We start from the raw sequence: 23,892 nt of genomic DNA, 5'->3' as shown, positions 1-23,892 counted from the left end.
AACGACAGCTTCGCCGCGGGGTTACGCCGGGTCGATCTCGCGCAGCAGACCGGTCTTCACGTCGAAGACGAAGCCGCGCACATCGTCGGTGTGCTGCAGGAAGGGCGAGGTCCGCACCCGCTGCATCGACTGCCGCACGTCCTGGTCGACGTCCCGGAAGGACTCCACCGCCCAGGCGGGGCGCTGGCCGACCTCCTGCTCCAGCTCGGTGCGGAAGTCCTCGGTCAGGGTCTCCAGACCGCAGCCGGTGTGGTGGATGAGCACGACGCTGCGGGTGCCCAGCTTGCGCTGGCTGATGGTCAGGGAGCGGATCACGTCGTCGGTGACGACACCGCCCGCGTTGCGGATGGTGTGGCAGTCGCCGAGCTGGAGGCCGAGCGCCGCGTGCAGGTCGAGACGGGCGTCCATGCAGGCCACCACGGCGACCCGGAGCACCGGACGGGCGTCCATGCCGGGGTCGGTGAAGGCGGCGGCGTAGTGCTCGTTGGCCTCGACGAGCCGGTCCGTGACGGTGCCGACGCGCGAGGGAGCGTCCTGGGAGCCGGTGGGAACCGATGCAGAAGTCGTCATGCATATGACGTTACTGGTCACGTCCGATCCGGTCCTGCTGTGAGACGGGGCAAAGAACGCCATCGGGCCGTTCTGTGAGGTAACCCACAAGCGTGGCGCGGCTACGTCCGTACGAGTGGTCCGCCGGCTCGAACGCTGTCGCACGCGCCGCCCGTCGCGACGCGCAGGCCGGTTGATTGACCGGGAGACAGGGTGGACTAAAGTGACGCGAAGCGGGAGGCGAGACGCGCTCTCCCTGCTGGACCGCATTCCCCCGGAGTCCCCGGCGACGTACCGGAGATCCCCCCACGTGCGCGGCGCGTACGTACGGCTCGGCCTCCACCCGCTCCGGCCGGCCGACGCCTCCGGCGCCGGCAGGCCTCCCCTTCACGAGCGGGCGGGGACCCGGCGGTGCGTACCGCCCGCCGGACCTGAGAGGGCCCCTTGAGCCAGAGTCGACACGTCCCGGTGATGCTCCAGCGGTGCCTGGACCTGTTGGCCCCCGCCCTCCAGGTCCCCGGAGCGGTGGTCGTCGACTGCACCCTCGGCCTCGGCGGCCACAGCGAGGCCCTGCTCGCCCGCTTCCCCGAGGCGCGGCTCGTCGCCCTCGACCGCGACAAGGAGGCGCTGCGCCTGTCCGGCGAGCGGCTCGCCCCCTACGGCGAGCGCGCCACCCTCGTGCACGCCGTCTACGACGACCTTCCCGAGGTGCTGGACCGGCTCGGCATCGCGCGCGTGCAGGGCGTCCTGTTCGACCTGGGCGTCTCCTCCATGCAGCTCGACGAGGCCGACCGCGGCTTCGCCTACGCCCAGGACGCCCCGCTCGACATGCGGATGGACCAGACGACCGGCATCAGCGCCGCCGAGGTCCTCAACACCTACCCGGCCGGCGAACTGGTGCGGATCCTGCGCGCGTACGGCGAGGAGAAGCAGGCCAAGCGGATCGTCGCCGCGATCGTGCGCGAGCGCGAGAAGGAGCCGTTCGCGAACAGCGCCCGCCTGGTCGAGCTGATTCGGGACGCGCTGCCGCAGGCCGCCAAGCGCACCGGCGGCAACCCGGCCAAGCGCACCTTCCAGGCGCTGCGGATCGAGGTCAACGGCGAACTCGCGGTCCTGGAGCGGGCGATCCCGGCGGCCGTGAAGGCGCTCGCCGTGGGCGGGCGGATCGCCGTGCTGTCGTACCACTCCCTGGAGGACCGGCTGGTCAAGCAGGTGTTCGCGGCCGGTGCCGCGTCCACCGCGCCCCCCGGTCTGCCCGTCGTCCCCGAGCGCTACCAGCCCCGGCTCAAGCTGCTCACGCGCGGTGCCGAACTTCCCACCGAGGAAGAGATCGCCGAGAACCGCCGGGCCGCCCCGGCCCGGCTGCGCGGCGCCGAGCGCATCAGGGAGGACGTCGAGTGAGCCAGGCGGAGGGGCGGGCCCGCGACGGCGCGGGTTGGAAAACCGGACCCGCCGGGAGGGCGAGAGCCCGCCGGGAGGGCGAGTGAGTAGGAAACCCGAACTGAGGGGCAGGGCGGCGCGGCTCGCGCGGCTCCTCCCCACCGCCTCGGGCCAGGCGGCCCGCACCCCCTTCGTCCTCCTCGTCGTCCTCCTCCTCGGCGGCGGCCTCATCTGCCTGCTGGTGCTGAACTCCGCGCTGAGCGAGGGCTCCTTCCGGCTGGACGACCTCCAGCGGGAGACCAAGAACCTCACCGACGAGGAACAGGCCCTCCAGCGCGACATCGACGCCTACTCCGCGCCCGACGCCCTCCAGCGCCGCGCCCGCGAGCTGGGCATGGTCCCCGGCGGCGACCCGGCCTTCCTGAACCCCGACGGCACGGTCAAGGGCGTCCCCTCACCGGCCCCGGCCGCCGCCCCGCAGAACGCTGCGCGCAGCCCCCTCGTCCTCGCCCCCGAGGCGATGAGCGACCCCGCCCCACCGCCCGCGGAGCCCGCCGCACCCACGGCCGACCCGGCCGTACCCCCGGCCGGCGCCTCCGCGTCCGCCCCCTCCGCCGCCCCGGCGGCCCCCCGGTCCGCTCCGCCCGTTCCCACCACTCCGCCCACTCCCACGACCCCGGCAGGTGACGGAAGTGGCTGACAACTCCCACAGGCAACCGCCGCGCCGCCGTGTGCCCGGACCCGCGCGGCCCGCCCGCTCCGGCGCGCAGCGGCAGCCCGGCCCCGGCGCCCGCCCGGCCCGCCGCCCCGCGCGCCCGGCCCCGCCGCCCCGTGCCGCCGCCCCGCGCGCCCTCCGGCTGGGCAGCCCCCGCCCCCGGCTGCGCCTGGTCGGTGTCGCGTTCACCCTCGTCCTGCTCGTCTTCGTCGTCCGCCTGCTCCAGGTGCAGGCCGTCGACGCGAGCGCGTACGCGGCCAAGGCGGAGCAGAACCGGTACGTCGGCCAGGTGCTGGCCGCCGAGCGCGGCGAGATCACCGACCGCGCCGGCGTGGCCCTCGCCACCAGCGTGGACGCGTACGACATCACCGCCGACCCCACGCTGTTCACCCGCGAGCAGCTGAAGATCGACGACGGCCCCGAACAGGCCGCTGCCCTCCTCGCGCCGATCCTCGGCCAGGACCAGGAGGACATCGTCGGGAAGCTGCGGCCGAAGGACGAGAACCTCCGCTACGTCAAGCTCGCCGACCGGCAGACACCGCAGGTCTGGAAGCAGATCAAGGACCTGAAGTCCGCGCTCGCCAAGAAGCAGCAGACGGACGAGTCCACGGTGAACGTCCTCGCGGGAGTCCTGGCCACCCCCAGCAGCAAGCGGGTGTACCCGAACGGCGAGCTGGCCGCCGGGATACTGGGCTGGGTAGACGCCGAGGGCAAGGGCGGCGGCGGTATCGAACAGCAGCTGAACAAGCAGCTGGCCGGCAAGGACGGCGAGATCCGCTACGCCCAGTCCGGCGGCCGCCAGGTGCCCACCGTGGGCGCCGAGGAGAAGCCCGCCGTGCCGGGCTCGGACATCGAGCTCACCATCGACCGCGACATCCAGTGGGCCGCGCAGAACGCCATCTCCGAGCAGGTGGAGAAGTCGAAGGCGGACCGCGGCTATGTGATCGTGCAGGACACCCGGACCGGCGAGATCCTGGCCATGGCCAACTCGCCCGGCTTCGACCCCAACGACCTCTCCCGCGCCACCTCGGCGCACATGGGCAACGCGGCCCTCCAGGACGCCTACGAGCCCGGCTCCACCGCCAAGGTCATGTCGATGGCCGCCGTCCTGGAGGAGAAGGTCGCCACCCCCGCGACCCGGGTCGTGGTGCCGAACCGGCTGCACCGCGGCGACCGGCTGTTCCAGGACGACATCGACCACCCGACCTGGTACCTGACGCTGAACGGCGTGCTCGCCAAGTCCAGCAACATCGGCACCATCCTCGCCACCGGCCAGCTCGGCAAGACCCAGGCGCAGGCCAACAAGGTCCTCTACTCGTACCTGCGCAAGTTCGGCATCGGCGAGCACACCGGGCTCGGCTTCCCCGGCGAGACCCCGGGCATCCTCGCCCCGCCGGGCGAGTGGTCGACCTCGCAGCAGTACACGATTCCTTTCGGCCAGGGCGTGTCCATCAACGCGATGCAGGCGGCGTCCGTCTACTCGACGATCGCCAACGGCGGCGTCCGTGTCGAGCCCACCCTGATCCGCGGCACGAAGGGGCCCGACGGACGCTTCACCCCGGCCCCGAAGCCCGAGAAGACCCGGGTGGTCAGCGCGAAGACCGCGAAGACACTGGCCCGGATGCTGGAGTCGGTGGTCGACGACGAGGAGGGCACCGGCACCAAGGCCCGCATCCCGGGCTACCGGGTCGCAGGCAAGACGGGCACCGCCAACCGCGTGGATCCGGCCACCGGCAAGTACCACGGCTACACGTCGTCGTTCGCCGGTTTCGCCCCCGCGGACCAGCCCCGGGTCACCGTCTACTGCGCCATCCAGAACGCCACCCAGGGCAGCTACTTCGGCGGCCAGATCTGCGGGCCGGTCTACAAGCAGGTGATGGAGTTCGCGCTGAAGACGCTCCAGATCCCGCCCACCGGCGCCCCGCCCGCGAATCTGCCGGTGACGTACAAGCCCTGATCAGTCCTGACCAGCACCGAGCAACACCGAACAACCAGGAACCACCCGTGACAACGATCACCCCGGATTCCGGGAACCAAGGCGCCCCCCGCCCCTCACTTCGCTCCGGAGCGGGTGCGCCCGGTACGCTCACCGCCGTGCCACACGCTGATCAGTCCCAAACCACCCAGAAGGGCCATCCCGTGACATATCCGGGACCGCCCCGGCCGGCGCAGGTCTCCGCCACACCCCTCGCGGACCTCGCCGGACAGCTGGGTGTCGCAGTGCCGGAGAGCGCGGCCGGGGTCACGGGCATCACCCATGACTCGCGCGCCGTCCGCCCCGGCGACCTGTACGCCGCCCTGCCCGGCGCCCGGGCGCACGGCGCCGACTTCGTCACCCAGGCCGCCGGCCTCGGCGCGGCGGCGGTGCTGACCGACCCGGCCGGCGCCGAGCGCGCCGCCGCCACCGGTCTGCCCGTGCTCGTCGTCGACGACCCGCGCGCGCGGATGGGCGAACTGGCCGCCACGATCTACGGCCGGCCCGGACGGGACCTGCTCCAGATCGGCATCACCGGCACCTCCGGCAAGACCACCACGGCCTATCTCGTCGAGGGCGGCCTGAGGACGGTGAAGTCCACCGGCCTGGTCGGCACGGTCGAGATGCGCATCGGCGACGAGCGCATCAAGTCCGAGCGCACCACCCCCGAAGCCACCGACCTCCAGGCCCTGTTCGCGGTGATGCGCGAGCGCGGTGTCGAGGCGGTCGCCATGGAGGTCTCCAGCCACGCCCTGGTCCTCGGCCGGGTCGACGGCTGCGTCTTCGACGTCGCCGTCTTCACCAACCTCAGCCCGGAACACATGGAGTTCCACTCCGACATGGAGGACTACTTCCGGGCCAAAGCACAGCTGTTCACGCCGAAACGCAGCAAACTCGGCGTGGTCAACATCGACGACGAGTACGGCCGCAGGCTCGCCCGCGAGGCCGGCGTCCCGGTCGTCACCTACTCCGCCGAGGGCCACCCCGACGCCGACTGGCGCGCCGAGGACGTGGCGATCGGCCAGCTCGACTCGACGTTCACCGTGCTCGGCCCGAACGGCGAGCGGATCGCCGCCAAGTCGCCGCTGCCGGGCCCCTTCAACGTGGCGAACACCCTCGCCGCGCTGGTCGCCCTCGCCGCCGCCGGCCTCGACCCGCAGACCGCCGCCGACGGCATCGCGGCCGTGCCGGGCGTCCCGGGCCGCCTCGAGCGGGTGGACGCCGGACAGCCGTATCTCGCGGTCGTCGACTACGCCCACAAGACCGACGCCGTCGAGTCGGTGCTGAAGGCGCTGCGCAAGGTCACCAAGGGCCGGCTGCACGTCGTGCTCGGCTGCGGCGGCGACCGGGACACCACCAAGCGGGCCCCGATGGGCGCCGCCGTGGCGCGGCTCGCCGACACCGCCGTACTGACCTCCGACAACCCCCGCTCCGAGGACCCCCTCGCGATCCTCGCCACCATGCTCCAGGGCGCGGCGTCCGTGCCGGTGCACGAGCGCGGCGAGGTCGTGCTCTTCGAGGACCGGGCCGCCGCGATCGCCGCGGCCGTCGAGCGGGCCCGGCCCGGCGACACCGTGCTGGTCGCGGGCAAGGGCCACGAGCAGGGCCAGGACATCGCCGGTGTGGTCCGTCCCTTCGACGACCGCCAGGTGCTTCGCGAAGCTATCCAGAAGACCCAGGGATGAACTTGTGATCGCCCTCTCTCTCGCCGAGATCGCAGAAGTCGTCGGCGGGCAGACGTACGACATACCGGATCCGTCGGTCCTGGTGACCGGGCCGGTCGTCCGGGACTCCCGTGAGGTGGAGCCCGGCAGCCTCTTCGTCGCCTTCGTCGGCGAAAAGGCGGACGGCCACGACTTCGCACCACAGGTCGTGGCGGCGGGCGCGGCCGCCGTACTGGGCTCGCGCCCCGTCGGCGTGCCCGCGATCGTCGTGGACGACGTCCAGGCGGCGCTCGGCGCCCTCGCCCGCCATGTCGTGGCGAAGCTCGGCACGACCCTCGTCGCGCTCACCGGCTCGGCCGGCAAGACCAGCACCAAGGACCTCATCGCACAGGTGCTGCGGCGCAAGGCGCCGACGGTGTTCACGCCCGGCTCGCTCAACAACGAGATCGGGCTGCCGCTGACCGCGCTCAGCGCCACCGAGGAGACCCGGTTCCTGGTCCTGGAGATGGGCGCCCGCGGCATCGGCCACATCCGGTACCTGGCCGAGCTGACGCCCCCGAAGATCGGCCTGGTGCTCAACGTCGGCACCGCCCACATCGGCGAGTTCGGCGGCCGCGAGCAGATCGCCCAGGCCAAGGGCGAGTTGGTGGAGGCCCTCCCGGAGGACGGCACCGCGGTCCTCAACGCCGACGATCCGTACGTACGGGCCATGGCGTCCCGTACGAAGGCGAAGGTGCTCCTCTTCGGCGAGGCCGACGAAGCGGACGTACGCGCCGAGAACGTGCGGTTGACGGACACCGGGCAGCCCTCCTTCACCCTTCACACACCCTCCGGGTGCAGCGATGTGACCATGCGCCTGTACGGTGAGCACCACGTGTCGAACGCGCTCGCCGCGGCCGCCGTCGCCCATGAGCTGGGCATGTCCGCGGAAGAGATCGCCACCGCGCTCTCCGAGGCGGGCTCCCTCTCCCGCTGGCGGATGGAGGTCACCGAGCGCCCGGACGGCGTGACGGTCGTCAACGACGCCTACAACGCGAACCCCGAGTCCATGCGGGCGGCCCTGCGCGCGCTGGCCGCCATGGGCAAGGGGCGCCGAACGTGGGCGGTGCTCGGCAAGATGGCCGAGCTCGGGGACGAATCGCTCGCCGAGCACGACGCGGTCGGACGGCTCGCCGTCCGGCTCAACGTCAGCAAGCTCGTCGCGGTCGGTGGCAGGGAAGCCGCCTGGCTGCAACTGGGCGCATATAACGAGGGTTCGTGGGGTGAGGAGTCGGTGCACGTGTCCGACGCACAGGCGGCGGTCGACCTGTTGCGCAGCGAGTTGCGCCCGGGGGACGTCGTGCTCGTGAAGGCGTCCCGGTCGGTCGGCCTCGAAGGCGTTGCCCAGGCGCTGCTCGAGTCCGGTGCCGAGGGTGAGGTTGCCGCCCGATGATGAAGCAGATCCTGTTCGCGGGAGTCATTGGCCTCTTCCTGACGCTGGTCGGCACCCCGCTGCTGATCAAGCTCCTCGCGCGCAAGGGCTACGGCCAGTACATCCGTGACGACGGCCCGCGCGAGCACGCCAGCAAGCGCGGTACGCCGACCATGGGCGGTATCGCCTTCATACTGGCGACGATCGCCGCGTACTTCCTGTCCAAGGTCATCACCGGTTACCCGCCCACCTATTCGGGCCTGCTGGTGCTCGGTCTGATGTTCGGCATGGGCCTGGTCGGCTTCCTCGACGACTACATCAAGATCGTCAAGCGGCGTTCGCTGGGTCTGCGGGCCAAGGCGAAGATGGCCGGCCAGCTGATCGTCGGTATCGCCTTCGCGGTGCTCTCCCTGCAGTTCGCGGACAACCGCGGCAACACCCCGGCCTCCACCAAGCTGTCGTTCATCACCGACTTCGGCTGGACGATCGGCCCGGTGCTGTTCGTGGTCTGGGCGCTGTTCATGATCCTCGCCATGTCGAACGGCGTGAACCTGACCGACGGTCTGGACGGTCTGGCCACCGGCGCCTCGGTCCTCGTCTTCGGCGCCTACACCTTCATCGGCGTCTGGCAGTTCCAGGAGTCCTGCGCCAACGCGCAGACCCTCACCAACCCGAACGCCTGTTATGAGGTGCGCGACCCGCTCGACCTCGCGGTGGTCGCCTCCGCGCTGATGGGCGCCTGCCTCGGCTTCCTGTGGTGGAACACCTCGCCGGCCAAGATCTTCATGGGCGACACCGGTTCGCTCGCGCTCGGCGGTGTGCTCGCGGGTCTCGCGATCTGCTCCCGCACCGAGCTGCTGCTGGCCATCCTCGGCGGCCTGTTCGTCCTCATCACCATGTCGGTGGTGATCCAGGTCGGCTCCTTCCGGATGACCGGGAAGCGCGTCTTCCGGATGGCGCCACTTCAGCACCACTTCGAACTCAAGGGCTGGTCCGAAGTGCTCGTGGTGGTCCGTTTCTGGATCATCCAGGGCATCTGTGTGATCGTCGGACTGGGCCTCTTCTACGCGGGATGGGCAGCGGACAAGTGACCAACTGGCAGGGGAAGCGCGTCACCGTCGCCGGACTCGGCGTCTCGGGCGTCCCGGCGGCCAAGGTGCTGCACGGGCTCGGCGCGATCGTCACGGTCGTCAACGACGGCGACGACGAGCGCGCCCGGGCGCAGGCGGCCGAGCTGGAGGCGCTGGGCGTCACCGTCCGCCTCGGCGACGGCGCGACCCTGCCCGAGGGCACCGAGCTGATCGTCACCGCGCCCGGCTGGAAGCCGGACAAGCCGCTGTTCACGGCGGCCCGCGAGGCCGGTCTGGAGATCTGGGGCGACGTCGAGCTGGCCTGGCGGCTGCGCGGCCCGGACGCGGCGCCCTGGCTGTGTGTGACCGGCACCAACGGCAAGACCACCACCGTGCAGATGCTGGCGTCCATCCTGAAGGCCGCCGGCCTGCGCACCGCCGCCGTCGGCAACATCGGCGTCTCGCTGCTGGACGCGGTCCTCGGGGACGAGGAGTACGACGTCCTGGCCGTCGAGCTGTCCAGCTACCAGCTGCACTGGGCGCCCTCCCTGCGCGCCCACTCCGCCGCCGTCCTCAACCTGGCCCCGGACCACCTCGACTGGCACGGCTCCATGGAGGCGTACGCGCGCGACAAGGGCCGTATCTACGAGGGCAATCGCGTCGCCTGCGTCTACAACGTGGCCGACAAGGCCACCGAGGACCTGGTGCGCGAGGCCGATGTCGAGGAGGGCTGCCGGGCCATCGGCTTCACCCTCGGCACCCCGGCGCCGTCCCAACTCGGCGTCGTCGAGGGCATCCTGGTCGACCGCGCCTTCGTCGAGAACCGGCAGAAGAACGCCCAGGAGCTCGCCGAGGTCTCCGACGTCAACCCGCCGGCCCCGCACAACATCGCCAACGCCCTTGCCGCGGCGGCCCTCGCCCGCGCCTTCGGGGTGCCCCCGCAGGCCGTACGGGACGGTCTGCGGGCCTTCCGGCCGGACGCCCACCGCATCGCCCACGTCGCCGACGTGGACGGCGTCGCGTACGTCGACGACTCCAAGGCGACCAACACGCACGCCGCGGAAGCCTCTTTGGCCGCGTACGAGTCGATCGTGTGGATCGCGGGCGGACTCGCCAAGGGCGCCACCTTCGACGAGCTGGTGGCCAGGTCGGCGAAGCGGCTGCGCGGGGTCGTGCTGATCGGCGCCGACCGCGCCCTGATCCGCGAAGCGCTCGCGCGACACGCCCCGGAAGTACCGGTCGTCGACCTCGACCGGACCGACACTGGGGCGATGCTCGCGGCTGTCCAGGAGGCCCAGCGCCTCGCCGAGCCCGGCGACACGGTGCTGCTGGCCCCGGCCTGCGCCTCCATGGACATGTTCGCCAACTACAACCAGCGCGGTGACGCGTTCGCGGCGGCGGTCCGCGAACTCGGAGCGGGCGCCTGACGGCGGGTCTCGACCACGGCGGGTGCTTCGGGACCCTTGGAGGGACGAGTGACTCGGATGTGGCTCGGGGTCGGTCGGCGGATGTCCGCCGACGGCAGGGCGCGACGCCGCCCCGGCGGGACCGGCGCCGGCGCGTGCCGCGGCGGCCGTGCGGGAGCCGGTCATGCCCGGTAGCCGTACGGGCCGTCCTCCGGTGCAGCGGGTGGTGCGGCCCCTCGCCGCCCCCCGCGAGAACCCGGTCCAACGGCTCTACACGCGGGCGCGCCGGGCCTGGGACCGGCCGCTGACCGCCTACTACCTGATCCTCGGCGGCAGCCTGCTGATCACCGTGCTCGGCCTGGTGATGGTCTACTCGGCCTCCCAGATCACCGCGCTGCAGATGTCGCTGCCCGGGTCGTACTTCTTCCGCAAGCAGCTGCTGGCCGCCGTGATCGGCGCCGGGCTGCTGTACGCGGCCTCGCGGATGCCCGTGAAGCTGCACCGGGCGCTGGCTTACCCGATCATCGCGGGCGCCGTCTTCCTGATGGCCCTGGTGCAGGTCCCCGGGATAGGGGTGGCGGTCAACGGCAACCAGAACTGGATCTCGCTGGGCGGCTCCTTCCAGGTCCAGCCCAGTGAGTTCGGCAAGCTGGCCCTGGTCCTGTGGGGCGCCGACCTGCTCGCCCGCAAGCAGGACAAGAAGCTGCTGGTCCAGTGGAAGCACATGCTGGTGCCGCTCGTTCCGGTGGCGTTCCTGCTGCTCGGGTTGATCATGCTCGGCGGCGACATGGGCACCGCGATCATCGTGACCGCGATCCTCTTCGGGCTGCTGTGGCTGGCCGGGGCGCCCACCCGGCTGTTCGTCGGGGTGCTGGCGGTCGCCGCGGCGATCGGCGCGGTCCTGATCAAGACCAACTCCAACCGGCTGGACCGCTTCGCCTGCATCGGCGCCACCGAGATGGGCCCCGACGGCTCCTGCTGGCAGGCCGTGCACGGGATCTATGCCCTGGCCTCCGGCGGACTCTTCGGTTCCGGGCTCGGCGCGAGTGTGGAAAAATGGGGCCAACTCCCCGAAGCGCACACCGACTTCATCTTCGCCGTCACCGGTGAGGAACTGGGCCTCGCGGGGACGCTGTCGGTGCTCGCCCTCTTCGCCGCTCTAGGCTATGCGGGTATCCGCGTGGCCGGACGCACGGAGGACCCGTTCGTGAGGTATGCCGCGGGAGGCGTGACCACCTGGATCACGGCTCAGGCCGTGATCAACATGGGTGCGGTGCTCGGCCTGCTGCCGATCGCCGGCGTCCCCCTCCCGCTGTTCTCCTACGGAGGATCCGCCCTGCTGCCGACCATGTTCGCCATCGGGCTGCTGATCGCCTTCGCGCGCGACGAGCCCGCTGCGCGGGCGGCGCTTGCGATGCGGCAACCCCGCTTTGGTAGAAAGCGGGGGGCTGGGGGCTCTCAGGGGCCTCGGAGATGGAACACGATGCGACGGCGCACCTCGGCGGTGCGTACGTCCGGAGAGCGGTGAATTTCGGTGCATGTCGTACTCGCCGGCGGGGGCACCGCGGGCCACATCGAGCCCGCGCTCGCCCTCGCGGACGCCCTGCGCAGGCAGGACCCGACCGTGGGCATCACGGCCCTGGGCACGGAGCGCGGCCTGGAGACCAGGCTGGTCCCGGAGCGCGGTTACGAGCTGGCGCTGATCCCGGCCGTACCGCTGCCCCGCAAGCCCACTCCCGAGCTGATCACCGTCCCGGGCCGGCTGCGCGGCACGATCAAGGCGGCCGAGCAGATCCTGGAGCGCACCAAGGCGGACGTCGTGGTCGGCTTCGGCGGCTATGTCGCGCTGCCCGGCTATCTCGCGGCCAAGCGCCTCGGCGTGCCGATCGTCATCCACGAGGCCAACGCCCGCCCCGGCCTCGCCAACAAGATCGGCTCCCGGTACGCCGCGCAGGTCGCCGTCGCCACCCCGGACAGCAAGCTCCGGAACGCGCGCTACATCGGCATCCCGCTGCGCCACTCCATCGCCACCCTCGACCGGGCCGCGGTCCGCCCCGAGGCGCGCGCGATGTTCGGCCTCGACCCCAATCTGCCGACGCTGCTCGTCTCCGGCGGCTCGCAGGGCGCCCGCCGCCTCAACGAGGTCGTCCAGCAGGTCGCGCCCTGGCTCCAGCAGGCCGGCATCCAGATCCTGCACGCGGTCGGCCCGAAGAACGAACTGCCGCAGGTGCACCAGATGCCGGGAATGCCCCCCTACATCCCGGTAAGTTACCTGGACCGGATGGACCTCGCGTACGCCGCGGCCGACATGATGCTCTGCCGTGCGGGCGCGATGACCGTCGCCGAACTCTCCGCCGTCGGACTCCCGGCCGCCTACGTCCCGCTGCCCATCGGCAACGGCGAACAGCGGCTGAACGCCCAGCCGGTGGTCAAGGCCGGCGGCGGTCTGCTGGTCGACGACGCGGAGCTGACCCCCGAGTGGGTGCAGCAGAACGTGCTGCCCGTGCTGGCCGACCCGCACCGGCTGTACGAGATGTCCCGCGCCGCCGCCGAGTTCGGCCGCCGGGACGCCGACGACCTGCTCGTCGGCATGGTGTACGAGGCGATCGCCGCCCACCGTGCACACCGATAGGACCCGTATCTCCATGTAAGCGGAGGGCAGGAAGCGTGGCCGGACCCACCACCGCCGAGCGCGGTGCACGCCAGCAGGAGTCGTCCGGCCCGCCTCCCACCCGACGGCCGCGGCTGCCCGGACTCCGTACGATCGTCATCCTGGCCGTCGCCCTGGCGCTGCTCGGCGCGGGCGGCGGCTGGGTGCTGTACGGCTCGCAGTGGCTGCGGCTGGAGCGTGTCTCCGTCTCCGGCACCCGGGTGCTCGCCCCCGAGCAGGTGCACGAGGCGGCCGACGCCCCGGTCGGAGCGCCGCTGGTGTCGGTCGACACCGAGGCGATGGAGAGCCGACTGCGCCGGAAATTGCCCAGAATTGACGAGGTTGATGTGGTCCGTTCCTGGCCGAACGGAATCGGGCTGAAAGTAACCGAGCGCACTCCGGTTCTGCTGCTGAAAAAAGGCGGGAAGTTCGTGGAAGTGGACGACGAAGGTGTCCGTTTCGCCACGGTTTCTAACGCTCCGAAAGGTGTTCCTCTTCTGGAATTGAGACCGTCCCGGTCCCGGTCCGCGGCGGCCAGTCTGCGGCGCTTCGGCGAGGGGCGGCTGGTGCGGGAGGCGGTGCGGGTGGCCGGGGCCCTGCCGGAGGCCGTCGCGCACCGGACGCGGGTGGTCAAGGTCCGCTCGTACGACGACATCTCGCTGGAGTTGGGCGACGGCCGGACGGTCGCCTGGGGGAGCGGTGAGAAGGGTGCCGCGAAGGCCCGTACCCTCACCGCTCTGCTGAAAGCGGCCCCCGATGCGCGGCACTTCGACGTGAGTGTCCCCACCGCCCCTGCGTCATCAGGGAGTTGACGCACATCCGCGCAGGCCAGCACCCTGGTTGGGCATCGCTATGGCTGATCACATAGGGTGAAAAGAAAAACGGGAGGTTCGGCGTGTTCGTTGAACGTGCGCCACTTGTCGACTTAGTGTCCTGTTCAGAAGACTCCAGGGAACAGACACACTGGTAACCCTAAACTTCAACGTTAGGGTTCGGGTCGGCGATACGGACCGTCCCATTCGGCATCAGTCGTCGGATCGCGGGGGCGCAGCGCCCACGGTGATGCGGCGACACGTAACTCGAGGCGAGAGGCCTTCGACGTGGCAGCACCGCAGAACTACCTCGCAGTCATCAAAGTCATCGGTGTCGGCGGCGGTGGTGTCAATGCCATCAACCGGATGATCGAGGTCGGTCTCAAGGGCGTCGAGTTCATCGCCATCAACACCGACGCGCAAGCTCTGTTGATGAGCGACGCCGACGTCAAGCTGGACGTCGGCCGTGAACTCACCCGCGGACTCGGCGCCGGAGCCAACCCGGCCGTCGGCCGCAAGGCCGCCGAGGACCACCGCGAGGAGATCGAGGAGGTCCTCAAGGGGGCCGACATGGTCTTCGTGACGGCCGGTGAAGGCGGCGGCACCGGCACCGGCGGCGCGCCCGTCGTGGCCAACATCGCACGCTCCCTCGGCGCGCTCACCATCGGCGTGGTCACGCGCCCGTTCACCTTCGAGGGACGGCGCCGTGCGAACCAGGCCGAGGACGGCATCGCCGAGCTGCGCGAAGAGGTCGACACCCTCATCGTCATCCCGAACGACCGCCTGCTGTCCATCTCGGACCGCCAGGTCTCGGTCCTCGACGCGTTCAAGTCGGCGGACCAGGTCCTGCTCTCCGGCGTTCAGGGCATCACGGACCTCATCACCACCCCCGGTCTGATCAACCTGGACTTCGCCGACGTCAAGTCGGTCATGTCCGAGGCCGGTTCGGCCCTCATGGGCATCGGCTCGGCCCGCGGCGACGACCGCGCGGTGGCCGCGGCCGAGATGGCGATCTCCTCGCCGCTCCTCGAGGCGTCCATCGACGGCGCCCGGGGCGTGCTGCTCTCCATCTCCGGCGGCTCCGACCTCGGTCTGTTCGAGATCAACGAGGCCGCCCAGCTGGTCAGCGAGGCCGCCCACCCCGAGGCCAACATCATCTTCGGCGCGGTCATCGACGACGCCCTCGGCGACGAGGTCCGGGTCACCGTGATCGCGGCCGGCTTCGACGGCGGCCAGCCGCCGGCCCGCCGGGACAACGTCCTCGGCTCGACCTCCTCCACCCCGGCCCGCCGCGAGGAGCCCGCTCCGGTACGGCAGCCGGAGAGCCGCCCGTCCTTCGGCTCGCTCGGCAGCGTGACGCCGAAGGAGGAGCCGGAGCCCGCCCCGGAGCCGGTGAACGACATTCCGGTCGCCCCGCCGGTCACCCCGGCGCCGCGCACCTACGCGGACAGCGCGGCCGAGGAGCTGGACGTCCCGGACTTCCTGAAGTGATAGGACGGCGCGAGAGCGTGAGCGGCGCGCACTTCGCCTTCACCGACCGGTGGGGCGGGGTGAGCGCCGCTCCGTATGAGGAGCTCAACCTCGGCGGCGCGGTCGGCGACGACCCGGCCGCCGTACGGACCAACCGGGAGCTGGCGGCGAAGTCGCTGGGGCTCGAACCGGCCCGGGTGGTCTGGATGAACCAGGTGCACGGCAACGACGTGGCGGTGGTCGACGGGCCCTGGGGCACCGACACCGAGATCCCCTCGGTGGACGCGATCGTCACCGCCCGCCGGGGACTCGCCCTCGCCGTGCTCACCGCCGACTGCACCCCCGTCCTGCTCGCCGACCCGGTCGCCGGGGTGGCGGCCGCCGCCCACGCGGGCCGGCCCGGCATGGTCGCCGGAGTCGTCCTCGCCGCGCTACGCGCGATGATGGAACTGGGTGCCGAACCGTCCCGGATCGTCGCCCGCACCGGACCCGCCGTCTGCGGCCGGTGCTACGAGGTGCCGGAGGCGATGCGCGCCGAGGTGGCCGCCGTCGAGCCGGCGGCGTACGCCGAGACGAGCTGGGGCACGCCGGCGGTCGATGTGACCGCGGGGGTGCACGCGCAGCTCGAACGGCTCGGGGTGCACGACCGGGCGCAGTCGCCGGTGTGCACGCTGGAGTCGCACGACCACTTCTCGTACCGCCGCGACCGCACCACCGGTCGGCTCGCGGGCTATGTCTGGCTGGACTGATGGGGCATGACGGACCGTAGGGACGAACTCGCCGGAAATCTGGCGCGGGTCGAGGAGCGCATCGCCGCCGCCTGCGCTGCGGCGGGGCGCAAGCGTGAAGAAGTGACCCTGATCGTGGTCACCAAGACCTACCCCGCGAGCGATGTGCGGATCCTGTCGGAACTCGGTGTGCGTCACGTCGCCGAGAACCGTGACCAGGATGCGGCGCCGAAGGCCGCGGAATGCAAGGATCTGCCCCTTTCCTGGCACTTCGTGGGCCAGTTGCAGACCAACAAGGTCCGTTCCGTGGTCGGTTACGCGGATGTGGTGCAGTCCGTCGACCGCGCCCGGCTGGTGACGGCCCTCTCCAAGGAGGCGGTCCGGGCCGACCGCGAGATCGGCTGCCTCATCCAGGTCGCCTTCGACGCGGGAGCGAGCGGCCGGGGCGAGCGGGGCGGCGTGGCGCCGGAAGGCGTCGAGGAGTTGGCCGGTCTGGTCGCCGGCTCTCCCGGGCTGCGGCTCGCCGGGCTGATGACGGTCGCACCTCTGACCGGTGAGTACGCCGGTCGCCAACAGGCGGTGTTCGAGCGGTTGATGGATTTGTCGACCGACCTGCGCCGAGTCCATCCGGCTGCGAACATGGTCTCGGCAGGAATGAGTGCGGACCTCGAACAGGCCGTGGCCGCCGGGGCGACACATGTACGCGTCGGCAGCGCGGTACTCGGAGTCCGCCCCAGGCTCGGGTAACGTCGCCAGGAAGTCGGACCACAGCAGAAAATATGGTCATTACCGTCGAAGGGCGGGCATAACGACCTCGTGGATCGCAGGACTTGGCAGTCGTCAGCCGATCCACCACAGAGCGGAGGACTCAGAGCATGGCCGGCGCGATGCGCAAGATGGCGGTCTACCTCGGCCTCGTGGAGGACGATGGGTACGACGGCCGGGGATTCGACCCCGATGACGACTTCGAGCCCGAACTGGACCCGGAGCCCGAACGGGATCACCGACGGCACGAGCCGTCCCACCAGTCGCACGGTTCACATCAGCCCCAAAGGGACGAATCGGTGCGCGTGGTGCACCCTCCCGCGCCCCGGGAGCCGGTGGCCCACTCCGCTTCGCTACCCGCGGAATCCGGGCGACCGGCGCGCATCGCGCCCGTGGCGTCCATCACACAAGAACGCGCAAGCCTGGAGAAGAACGCACCGGTGATCATGCCCAAGGTTGTGTCGGAACGAGAGCCTTACCGGATCACCACGCTTCACCCGCGGACCTACAACGAGGCCCGTACCATCGGGGAACACTTCCGTGAAGGCACCCCTGTGATCATGAATCTGACTGAGATGGATGACACAGACGCGAAGCGACTTGTCGACTTTGCGGCCGGTTTGGTGTTTGGTCTTCACGGCAGCATCGAGCGGGTGACGCAGAAGGTGTTCCTGTTGTCGCCTGCTAACGTCGATGTCACGGCGGAGGACAAGGCCCGCATCGCAGAGGGCGGGTTCTTCAACCAGAGCTGAGACGCACGACCGGAAAAAGCGGTACAAAGCAGTACCTGGACAGCACGGAATCAGGGGAGAGGGAAGCACGGGTCATGAGCGTGGTCCTGGATGTCATCTACATCGCGCTGATGTGCTTCCTCATCGTGCTCATCTTCCGGTTGGTCATGGACTACGTCTTCCAGTTCGCCCGCTCGTGGCAACCCGGCAAGGCGATGGTGGTCGTTCTGGAGGCCACCTACACTGTCACTGATCCACCGCTCAAGCTTCTGCGGCGGTTCATTCCGCCGCTGCGTCTCGGGGGCGTGGCGCTCGACCTGTCCTTCTTCGTACTGATGATCATCGTCTACATCCTGATCTCGATCGTGAGCCGGCTGTGAGCGATGTGACCTACCGTCTTGCCGAATGCCGACGACTACGTTGAGGTGAAGAGATGCCGTTGACCCCCGAGGACGTGCGGAACAAGCAGTTCACGACCGTCCGCCTCCGAGAAGGCTATGACGAGGACGAGGTCGATGCCTTCCTCGACGAGGTCGAAGCCGAACTGACCCGTCTGCTCCGCGAGAACGAGGATCTGCGCGCGAAGCTGGCCGCGGCCACCCGCGCCGCCGCGCAGAACCAGCAGAACATGCGCAAGCCGCAGGAGCAGCAGGACCAGCAGCAGCCGCCGCAGGGCATGCCGCAGCAGGGCATGCGAGGTCCCGGCGCTCCGGTGCCCGCCGGGATATCGGGCCCGCCGCAGCAGCAGATGGGTGGCCCCATGGGTGGTCCGCCCCAGCTGCCGAGCGGTGCCCCGCAGCTGCCCGCCGGTCCCGGCGGTCAGGGTCCGCAGGGTCCCGGCCCGATGGGTCAGGGTCCGATGGGCCAGGGCCCGATGCAGGGCCAGATGGGCCCGGGCCCGATGGGCGGTCCGATGGGTGGTCCCGGTATGCCCGGTCAGGGCCCCGGTGGCGACAGCGCCGCGCGCGTGCTGTCGCTGGCCCAGCAGACCGCCGACCAGGCGATCGCCGAGGCCCGTTCCGAGGCCAACAAGATCGTCGGCGAGGCGCGTTCGCGTGCCGAGGGTCTGGAGCGTGACGCCCGTGCCAAGGCCGACGCCCTGGAGCGGGACGCGCAGGAGAAGCACCGTGTCGCGATGGGCTCCCTGGAGTCCGCCCGCGCCACGCTGGAGCGCAAGGTCGAGGACCTGCGCGGCTTCGAGCGCGAGTACCGCACGCGCCTGAAGTCGTACCTGGAGTCGCAGCTGCGCCAGCTGGAGACCCAGGCCGACGACTCCCTGGCCCCGCCGCGCACCCCGGCGACCGCGTCCCTCCCGCCGTCCCCGGCGCCCTCCATGGCTCCGGCCGGCGCGAGCGCCCCGTCGTACGGCGGCAACCAGTCGATGGGGGGTGCGCCGAGCCCGTCCGCTCCGTCCTACGGCGGTCAGCAGCAGATGTCCCCGGCCATGACCCAGCCGATGGCTCCGGTCCGGCCGCAGGGTCCGTCGCCGATGGGCCAGGCTCCCTCGCCGATGCGTGGGTTCCTCATCGACGAGGACGACAACTGACGGTTCGTAGTACGGCGTAGACGTCGGCAGCGTTCAGGGCGGGGCCCCGGATTCCGATCCGGGGCCCCGCCCTTTTGCTACGCGTGTTCACGGGGTTTGCGGTGTTTGTTCGGAGGGCGGGGGCTTTGTCCGACGTACAACATGCCGAAGGCCCGGCCCCCCAAGATTTCTTGGTGGCCCGGGCCTTACGCCTTCGCGCCTGCCGGGACAGGTCTTCCTGCGCTATGCCTTGCGGAGGCGGAACGTCAGGGTCAGACCCTCGTCCGTGAACGGGTCCCCGTAGGTGTCATCCGCCTCGCCCTGCGCGAAGTCGGTCGCCAGGACCTCGTCGGCGATCAGTTCCGCGTGCTCGCCGAGCGCCGCGACCGTTGCCGGGTCCGTGGCCGTCCAGCGCAGCGCGATCCGGTCGGCCACGTCGAGGCCGCTGTTCTTGCGGGCCTCCTGGATCAGCCGGATCGCGTCACGGGCGAGGCCCGCGCGGCGCAGCTCCTCGGTGATCTCCAGGTCGAGGGCGACCGTGGCACCCGCGTCGGACGCCACCGACCAGCCCTCGCGCGGGGTCTCGGTGATGATCACCTCGTCCGGGGCGAGTGTGATGGTCTCGCCGTCGACCTCCACGGACGCGTTGCCCTCGCGCAGCGCCAGCGACAGCGCCGCCGCGTCGGCGTTCGCGATCGCCTTGGCCACGTCCTGGACCCGCTTGCCGAACCGCTTGCCCAGCGCGCGGAAGTTGGCCTTCGCCGTGGTGTCGACCAGCGAGCCGCCAACCTCGGAGAGGGACGCCAGCGACTCGACGTTCAGCTCCTCGGTGATCTGGGTGTGCAGCTCGCGGTCCAGCGCCTCGAAGCCGGTCGCCGCGATCAGCGCGCGCTTGAGCGGCTGACGCGTCTTGACGCCGGACTCCGCGCGGGTGGCCCGGCCCAGCTCCACCAGGCGGCGCACCAGCACCATCTGCCTCGACAGCTCCGGGTCGATCGCGCCCAGGTCCGCCTCCGGCCAGGACGCCAGGTGCACCGACTCCGGCGCGCCCGGGGTGACCGGGACGATCAGGTCCTGCCAGACCCGCTCGGTGATGAACGGGGTCAGCGGGGCCATCAGCTTGGTGACCGTCTCGACGACCTCGTGCAGGGTGCGCAGCGCGGCCTTGTCGCCCTGCCAGAAGCGGCGCCGGGAGCGGCGGACGTACCAGTTCGACAGGTCGTCGACGAACGCGGACAGCAGCTTGCCGGCGCGCTGGGTGTCGTACGCCTCCAGCGCCTGGGTCACCTGGTCGGTGAGCGCGTGCAGCTCGGACAGCAGCCAGCGGTCCAGCAGCGGACGGTCGGCCGGGGCCGGGTCGGCCTCGGACGGCGCCCAGTTCGAGGTGCGCGCGTACAGGGCCTGGAAGGCGACCGTGTTCCAGTAGGTGAGCAGCGTCTTGCGCACCACCTCCTGGATGGTGCCGTGGCCCACGCGGCGGGCCGCCCACGGGGAGCCGCCGGCCGCCATGAACCAGCGGACCGCGTCCGCGCCGTGCTGGTCCATCAGCGGGATCGGCTGGAGGATGTTGCCCAGGTGCTTGGACATCTTCCGGCCGTCCTCGGCGAGGATGTGGCCGAGGCAGACGACGTTCTCGTACGACGACTTGTCGAAGACGAGCGTGCCGACCGCCATGAGCGTGTAGAACCAGCCGCGGGTCTGGTCGATGGCCTCGGAGATGAACTGCGCCGGGTACCGGCTCTCGAACAGCTCCTTGTTCTTGTACGGGTAGCCCCACTGCGCGAACGGCATCGAGCCCGAGTCGTACCAGGCGTCGATGACCTCGGGCACGCGCACCGCGTCGAGGGAGCAGCCCTCGTGGGTGCAGGTGAAGGTGACGTCGTCGATGAACGGGCGGTGCGGGTCGAGGCCGGACTGGTCGGTGCCGGTCAGCTCGGTCAGCTCGGCGCGGGAGCCCACGCAGGTGAGGTGGCCCTCCTCGCAGCGCCAGATCGGCAGCGGGGTGCCCCAGTAGCGGTTGCGGGAGAGCGCCCAGTCGATGTTGTTGTTCAGCCAGTCGCCGAAGCGGCCGTGCTTGACCGTGTCCGGGAACCAGTTGGTCTTCTCGTTCTCCTGGAGCAGGCGGTCCTTGACGGCCGTCGTACGGATGTACCAGGAGGGCTGCGCGTAGTACAGCAGCGCGGTGTGGCAGCGCCAGCAGTGCGGGTAGCTGTGCTCGTACGGCAGGTGCTTGAAGAGCAGGCCGCGGTTGCCGAGGTCGTCGGTGAGGGCTTCGTCGGCCTTCTTGAAGAAGACGCCGCCGACCAGGGGGACGCCCTCCTCGAAGGTGCCGTCCGGGCGGACCGGGTTGACCACGGGCAGGCCGTAGGAGCGGCAGACCTTGAGGTCGTCCTCACCGAAGGCGGGGGACTGGTGGACCAGGCCCGTGCCGTCCTCGGTGGTGACGTAGTCGGCGTTGACCACGAAGTGGGCCTCGGCCGGGAACTCCACCAGCTCGAAGGGGCGCTGGTAGGTCCAGCGCTCCATCTCGGCGCCGGTGAAGGTCTGGCCGGTGGGCTCCCAGCCCTCGCCGAGGGCCTTGGCGACCAGCGGTTCGGCGACGACGAGCTTCTCCTCGCCGTTCGTCGCGACGACGTAGGTGACCTCGGGGTGCGCGGCCACGGCGGTGTTGGAGACCAGGGTCCAGGGGGTCGTCGTCCAGACCAGGAGCGCGGCCTCGCCGGCGAGCGGGCCGGAGGTCAGCGGGAAGCGGACGTAGACCGAGGGGTCGACGACCGTCTCGTAGCCCTGCGCCAGCTCGTGGTCGGACAGGCCGGTGCCGCAGCGTGGGCACCAGGGGGCGACGCGGTGGTCCTGGACGAGGAGCCCCTTGTTGAAGATCTCCTTGAGCGACCACCAGACGGACTCGATGTACTCGGGCTCCATCGTGACGTACGCGTCGTCGAGGTCGACCCAGTAGCCCATGCGGGTCGTCAGCTCGGAGAAGGCGTCGGTGTGGCGGAGCACGGACTCGCGGCACTTGGCGTTGAACTCGGCGATGCCGTACGCCTCGATGTCCTTCTTGCCGCTGAAGCCCAGCTCCTTCTCGACCGCCAGCTCGACCGGGAGGCCGTGGCAGTCCCAGCCCGCCTTGCGGGCCACGTGGTAGCCGCGCATGGTGCGGAAGCGGGGGAAGACGTCCTTGAAGACGCGCGCCTCGATGTGGTGGGCGCCGGGCATGCCGTTGGCGGTGGGCGGGCCCTCGTAGAACACCCATTCGGGGCGGCCCTGGGACTGCTCCAGGCTCTTGGCGAAGATCTTCTGCTCGCGCCAGAAGTCGAGCACGGCGTGCTCGAGCGCGGGCAGGTCGACCTGGGCGGGCACCTGGCGGTACGTCGGCGCTGTTGTCATCAGCGATCTTCCTCCGGCGGACTTGCTGCCTTCCGTCGGAGGGACGAGAGCTACGTCTTTCCTACGCCGCTTCGGCGCGCTCCCGCGGTACCACCCTCCTTGGCCCTCCGACGCAGCTCGTGCCTCGGTGAGCCCCCTCATTGGGGTCGCGAGCCGGTTCTACTGACCGCTGCGGGCTGGCTGCGGCGTTCTTCCGGCGGCTCCGGGGTGATCTTCACGTCGCGCTCGCCCCCGGGCTTCCACCGTCCCCGGGTCGCTCTGGGCTGCGTACGCCGCTACTCGTCCCCATCCACGCTTTTCGCTCCGCCCAGTGTACGGCGCCCCACGGACAGCGGCCGACCGGTTTTACGGCGGGCGGGGCGCGGGGCCCCGGACGACCTCTTTGATGACCTCTCCGGCGACCTCTCTCCGGTGACCCTCCCGGTGACCCGAATGGTCAGATGCGAGGCCGGGGATCCGGGGAAGTCCGCGGAACTGCGGCTCGGCGGCATACCCGGCGGGGAGCTGGGCACAACGCATGCATGCCGGTCACGCGGGGGTCGTGGGGCGGGCGAATCGGGCGGCGTGCCCCGTTGCCGCGGGACTCAAGTCGATTTATCGTCCCAGCACGATTCGCGTGCAAGATCACAATATGTGAAGGGGCCGCGGCCATGGTGGCGAAGAAGACCGCCGTACAGCAGTCGGCGGCGTCCGGCAGGCCCACAGGCGCGGATGCCTCCGGCGGTGCGGCCAAGGACGTGAGCGGGAAGAAGAGCACGCGGGGGGCGGGGGGTGGGAAGCGCGCGGTGAACGCCGTGAAGACGGTGCGGGGGGAGGGGGGCGGGAAGAGGGTGGCCGGGGTGGAGGCCGCCGGGACGAGGGCGGCTGGGACGGGGGCGGCCGCGAAGAAGGTGGCGGTCGTGGAGGAGGCGGCGACTGGGAGGGCGGCCGCGAAGAAGGGTGCCGGTGGGAAGACGGCTGCCCCTGAGGCTGCCGTGCGGAAGACGGCCGCCGAGAAGGCGGCTGCCGAGAAGGCGGCCGCCGAGAAGACGGCCACCGAGAAGACGGCCACCGAGAAGACGGCTGCCAAGGAGGCAACCGCCAGGAAGGTGGCCGCCAGGAAGGTGGCCGCCAGGAAGGCGGCCGGCAAGAAGGCGGCCCCCGAGAAAGCGGCAGCGAAGAAGGCGTCGGCGAAGAAGACGGCGGTCAAGGACGTCCCGGCAAAGAGGGCCCCGGCCAAGAAGACGGCTGCGAAGGAGGCGGCGGTCAAGGAGGCGGTGACCAGGGAGGTCCCCACCAAGAAGACGGCTGCGAAGGAGGCGGCGGTCAAGGAGGCGGTGACCAGGGAGGCCCCCACCAAGAAAGCGGCTGCGAAGGAGGGCGCGGCCAAGGCGGCGGCGACCAAGGAAGGGCTGGCAAAAGAGGGTGCCGGCAAGAAGGCGGTTGCCAAGAGGGCGGCTGACAAGAAGGCGCTGGCCATGGAGGCGCCAGTCACAGAGGTGCCAGTCACAGAGGTGCCAGTCACAGAGGCGGTCAGGAAGACGTCGGCCAGGGAAGCGGCGGTCAAGGAGGGCGCGGTCGGGAAGGCGGCGGTCAGGACCCCGGCCAAGGAAGCGGCGGTCAAGGAGGGCGCGGCCGGGAAGGCGGCGGTCAGGACCCCGGCCAAGGAAGC

General features: G+C 70.8%; 18 protein-coding genes and 1 pseudogene. 17 read left to right on the top strand and 2 right to left on the bottom strand.

Annotated features, from left to right (window positions below; all coding sequences use genetic code 11):
• Window positions 1-21: 21 nt before the first annotated feature.
• Entirely contained in the window at window positions 22-633 is a 612-nt protein-coding gene (locus ACZ42A_RS00885) for a beta-class carbonic anhydrase (RefSeq protein ID WP_468524973.1), read from the bottom strand.
• Window positions 634-993: 360 nt separating this feature from the next.
• On the opposite strand from ACZ42A_RS00885, the gene rsmH reads away from it, so the two are divergent.
• The 16 genes from rsmH to ACZ42A_RS00805 all read left to right on the top strand — a co-directional run bounded on the left by rsmH (window position 994) and on the right by ACZ42A_RS00805 (window position 18,872).
• A complete protein-coding gene (gene rsmH, locus ACZ42A_RS00880) occupies window positions 994-1,950 on the top strand; it encodes a 16S rRNA (cytosine(1402)-N(4))-methyltransferase RsmH (protein WP_468524972.1) in 957 nt (318 codons plus the stop codon).
• A gap of 82 nt (window positions 1,951-2,032) precedes the next feature.
• Entirely contained in the window at window positions 2,033-2,629 is a 597-nt protein-coding gene (ftsL, locus tag ACZ42A_RS00875) for a cell division protein FtsL (RefSeq protein ID WP_468524971.1), read from the top strand.
• On the top strand, window positions 2,613-4,601 hold the full coding sequence (locus ACZ42A_RS00870; protein WP_468524970.1) for a peptidoglycan D,D-transpeptidase FtsI family protein: 1,989 nt from the start codon (window positions 2,613-2,615) through the stop codon (window positions 4,599-4,601). Before ftsL ends, ACZ42A_RS00870 begins: the two co-directional genes overlap by 17 nt.
• 182 nt (window positions 4,602-4,783) lie before the next feature.
• On the top strand, window positions 4,784-6,304 hold the full coding sequence (locus tag ACZ42A_RS00865; protein WP_468524969.1) for a UDP-N-acetylmuramoyl-L-alanyl-D-glutamate--2,6-diaminopimelate ligase: 1,521 nt from the start codon (window positions 4,784-4,786) through the stop codon (window positions 6,302-6,304).
• A 4-nt stretch (window positions 6,305-6,308) separates the two neighbouring features.
• The gene (locus ACZ42A_RS00860) at window positions 6,309-7,715 is read left to right on the top strand and encodes a UDP-N-acetylmuramoyl-tripeptide--D-alanyl-D-alanine ligase (protein ID WP_468524968.1); all 1,407 of its coding nucleotides are present in this window, start codon (window positions 6,309-6,311) and stop codon (window positions 7,713-7,715) included.
• Window positions 7,715-8,785, top strand: coding sequence for a phospho-N-acetylmuramoyl-pentapeptide-transferase (mraY, locus tag ACZ42A_RS00855; protein WP_468526102.1), 1,071 nt, complete (start codon window positions 7,715-7,717; stop codon window positions 8,783-8,785). Before ACZ42A_RS00860 ends, mraY begins: the two co-directional genes overlap by 1 nt.
• Window positions 8,767-10,191, top strand: a complete 1,425-nt coding sequence (gene murD / locus ACZ42A_RS00850) for a UDP-N-acetylmuramoyl-L-alanine--D-glutamate ligase (protein ID WP_468524967.1) — start codon at window positions 8,767-8,769, stop codon at window positions 10,189-10,191. The genes mraY and murD overlap by 19 nt, the downstream gene beginning before the upstream one ends.
• Window positions 10,192-10,354: 163 nt before the next feature.
• Window positions 10,355-11,698, top strand: a complete 1,344-nt coding sequence (gene ftsW, locus ACZ42A_RS00845) for a putative lipid II flippase FtsW (RefSeq protein WP_468524966.1) — start codon at window positions 10,355-10,357, stop codon at window positions 11,696-11,698.
• 6 nt (window positions 11,699-11,704) lie between these two features.
• Complete coding sequence (gene murG, locus ACZ42A_RS00840; RefSeq protein ID WP_468524965.1) at window positions 11,705-12,802, top strand: undecaprenyldiphospho-muramoylpentapeptide beta-N-acetylglucosaminyltransferase; 1,098 nt, start codon at window positions 11,705-11,707, stop codon at window positions 12,800-12,802.
• 35 nt (window positions 12,803-12,837) lie between these two features.
• Window positions 12,838-13,632, top strand: coding sequence for a cell division protein FtsQ/DivIB (locus ACZ42A_RS00835; RefSeq protein ID WP_468524964.1), 795 nt, complete (start codon window positions 12,838-12,840; stop codon window positions 13,630-13,632).
• Between the two features lie 288 nt (window positions 13,633-13,920).
• The gene (gene ftsZ / locus ACZ42A_RS00830; RefSeq protein ID WP_468524963.1) at window positions 13,921-15,123 is read left to right on the top strand and encodes a cell division protein FtsZ; all 1,203 of its coding nucleotides are present in this window, start codon (window positions 13,921-13,923) and stop codon (window positions 15,121-15,123) included.
• Window positions 15,120-15,851 carry a peptidoglycan editing factor PgeF gene (pgeF, locus tag ACZ42A_RS00825; protein ID WP_468524962.1) on the top strand — a complete coding sequence of 244 codons (732 nt, stop codon included), beginning with the start codon at window positions 15,120-15,122 and terminating at the stop codon, window positions 15,849-15,851. Before ftsZ ends, pgeF begins: the two co-directional genes overlap by 4 nt.
• 6 nt (window positions 15,852-15,857) lie before the next feature.
• Window positions 15,858-16,577 carry a YggS family pyridoxal phosphate-dependent enzyme gene (locus ACZ42A_RS00820; RefSeq protein WP_468524961.1) on the top strand — a complete coding sequence of 240 codons (720 nt, stop codon included), beginning with the start codon at window positions 15,858-15,860 and terminating at the stop codon, window positions 16,575-16,577.
• Window positions 16,578-16,705: 128 nt separating this feature from the next.
• Window positions 16,706-17,347: a cell division protein SepF gene (locus tag ACZ42A_RS00815; RefSeq protein WP_351839935.1), complete on the top strand. Its 642-nt coding sequence runs from the start codon at window positions 16,706-16,708 to the stop codon at window positions 17,345-17,347.
• Window positions 17,348-17,421: 74 nt separating this feature from the next.
• The gene (locus ACZ42A_RS00810; RefSeq protein WP_016435858.1) at window positions 17,422-17,706 is read left to right on the top strand and encodes a YggT family protein; all 285 of its coding nucleotides are present in this window, start codon (window positions 17,422-17,424) and stop codon (window positions 17,704-17,706) included.
• Window positions 17,707-17,759: 53 nt separating this feature from the next.
• Entirely contained in the window at window positions 17,760-18,872 is a 1,113-nt protein-coding gene (locus ACZ42A_RS00805; protein ID WP_468524960.1) for a DivIVA domain-containing protein, read from the top strand.
• A 222-nt stretch (window positions 18,873-19,094) separates the two neighbouring features.
• Here the strand turns inward: ACZ42A_RS00805 and ileS are convergent, their stop codons facing one another.
• The gene (gene ileS / locus ACZ42A_RS00800) at window positions 19,095-22,241 is read right to left on the bottom strand and encodes an isoleucine--tRNA ligase (protein WP_468524959.1); all 3,147 of its coding nucleotides are present in this window, start codon (window positions 22,239-22,241) and stop codon (window positions 19,095-19,097) included.
• Window positions 22,242-22,681: 440 nt separating this feature from the next.
• Between ileS and ACZ42A_RS00795 the strand changes: the two are divergent.
• Window positions 22,682-23,686, top strand: a pseudogene (locus tag ACZ42A_RS00795) (histone H1-like repetitive region-containing protein); the annotation flags it as partial.
• Between the last annotated feature and the right edge of the window lie 206 nt (window positions 23,687-23,892).

It is taken from the genome of Streptomyces sp. NPDC030838, assembly GCF_055572035.1.
Note: the sequence above shows the minus strand (reverse complement) of the source record. Positions and strands in the feature narration are given on the sequence as shown.

Bases quoted from the DNA above. Each gene is read 5' to 3' on its own strand.
- ACZ42A_RS00885 (WP_468524973.1), bottom strand. From the start codon at position 633: ATGGCGTTCTTTGCCCCGTCTCACAGCAGGACCGGATCGGACGTGACC.
- mraY (WP_468526102.1), top strand. From the start codon at position 7,715: ATGAAGCAGATCCTGTTCGCGGGAGTCATTGGCCTCTTCCTGACGCTG.
- murD (WP_468524967.1), top strand. From the start codon at position 8,767: ATGGGCAGCGGACAAGTGACCAACTGGCAGGGGAAGCGCGTCACCGTC.
- ftsW (WP_468524966.1), top strand. From the start codon at position 10,355: ATGCCCGGTAGCCGTACGGGCCGTCCTCCGGTGCAGCGGGTGGTGCGG.
- ACZ42A_RS00820 (WP_468524961.1), top strand. From the start codon at position 15,858: ATGACGGACCGTAGGGACGAACTCGCCGGAAATCTGGCGCGGGTCGAG.
- ACZ42A_RS00815 (WP_351839935.1), top strand. From the start codon at position 16,706: ATGGCCGGCGCGATGCGCAAGATGGCGGTCTACCTCGGCCTCGTGGAG.
- ACZ42A_RS00810 (WP_016435858.1), top strand. From the start codon at position 17,422: ATGAGCGTGGTCCTGGATGTCATCTACATCGCGCTGATGTGCTTCCTC.
- ACZ42A_RS00805 (WP_468524960.1), top strand. From the start codon at position 17,760: ATGCCGTTGACCCCCGAGGACGTGCGGAACAAGCAGTTCACGACCGTC.
- ileS (WP_468524959.1), bottom strand. From the start codon at position 22,241: ATGACAACAGCGCCGACGTACCGCCAGGTGCCCGCCCAGGTCGACCTG.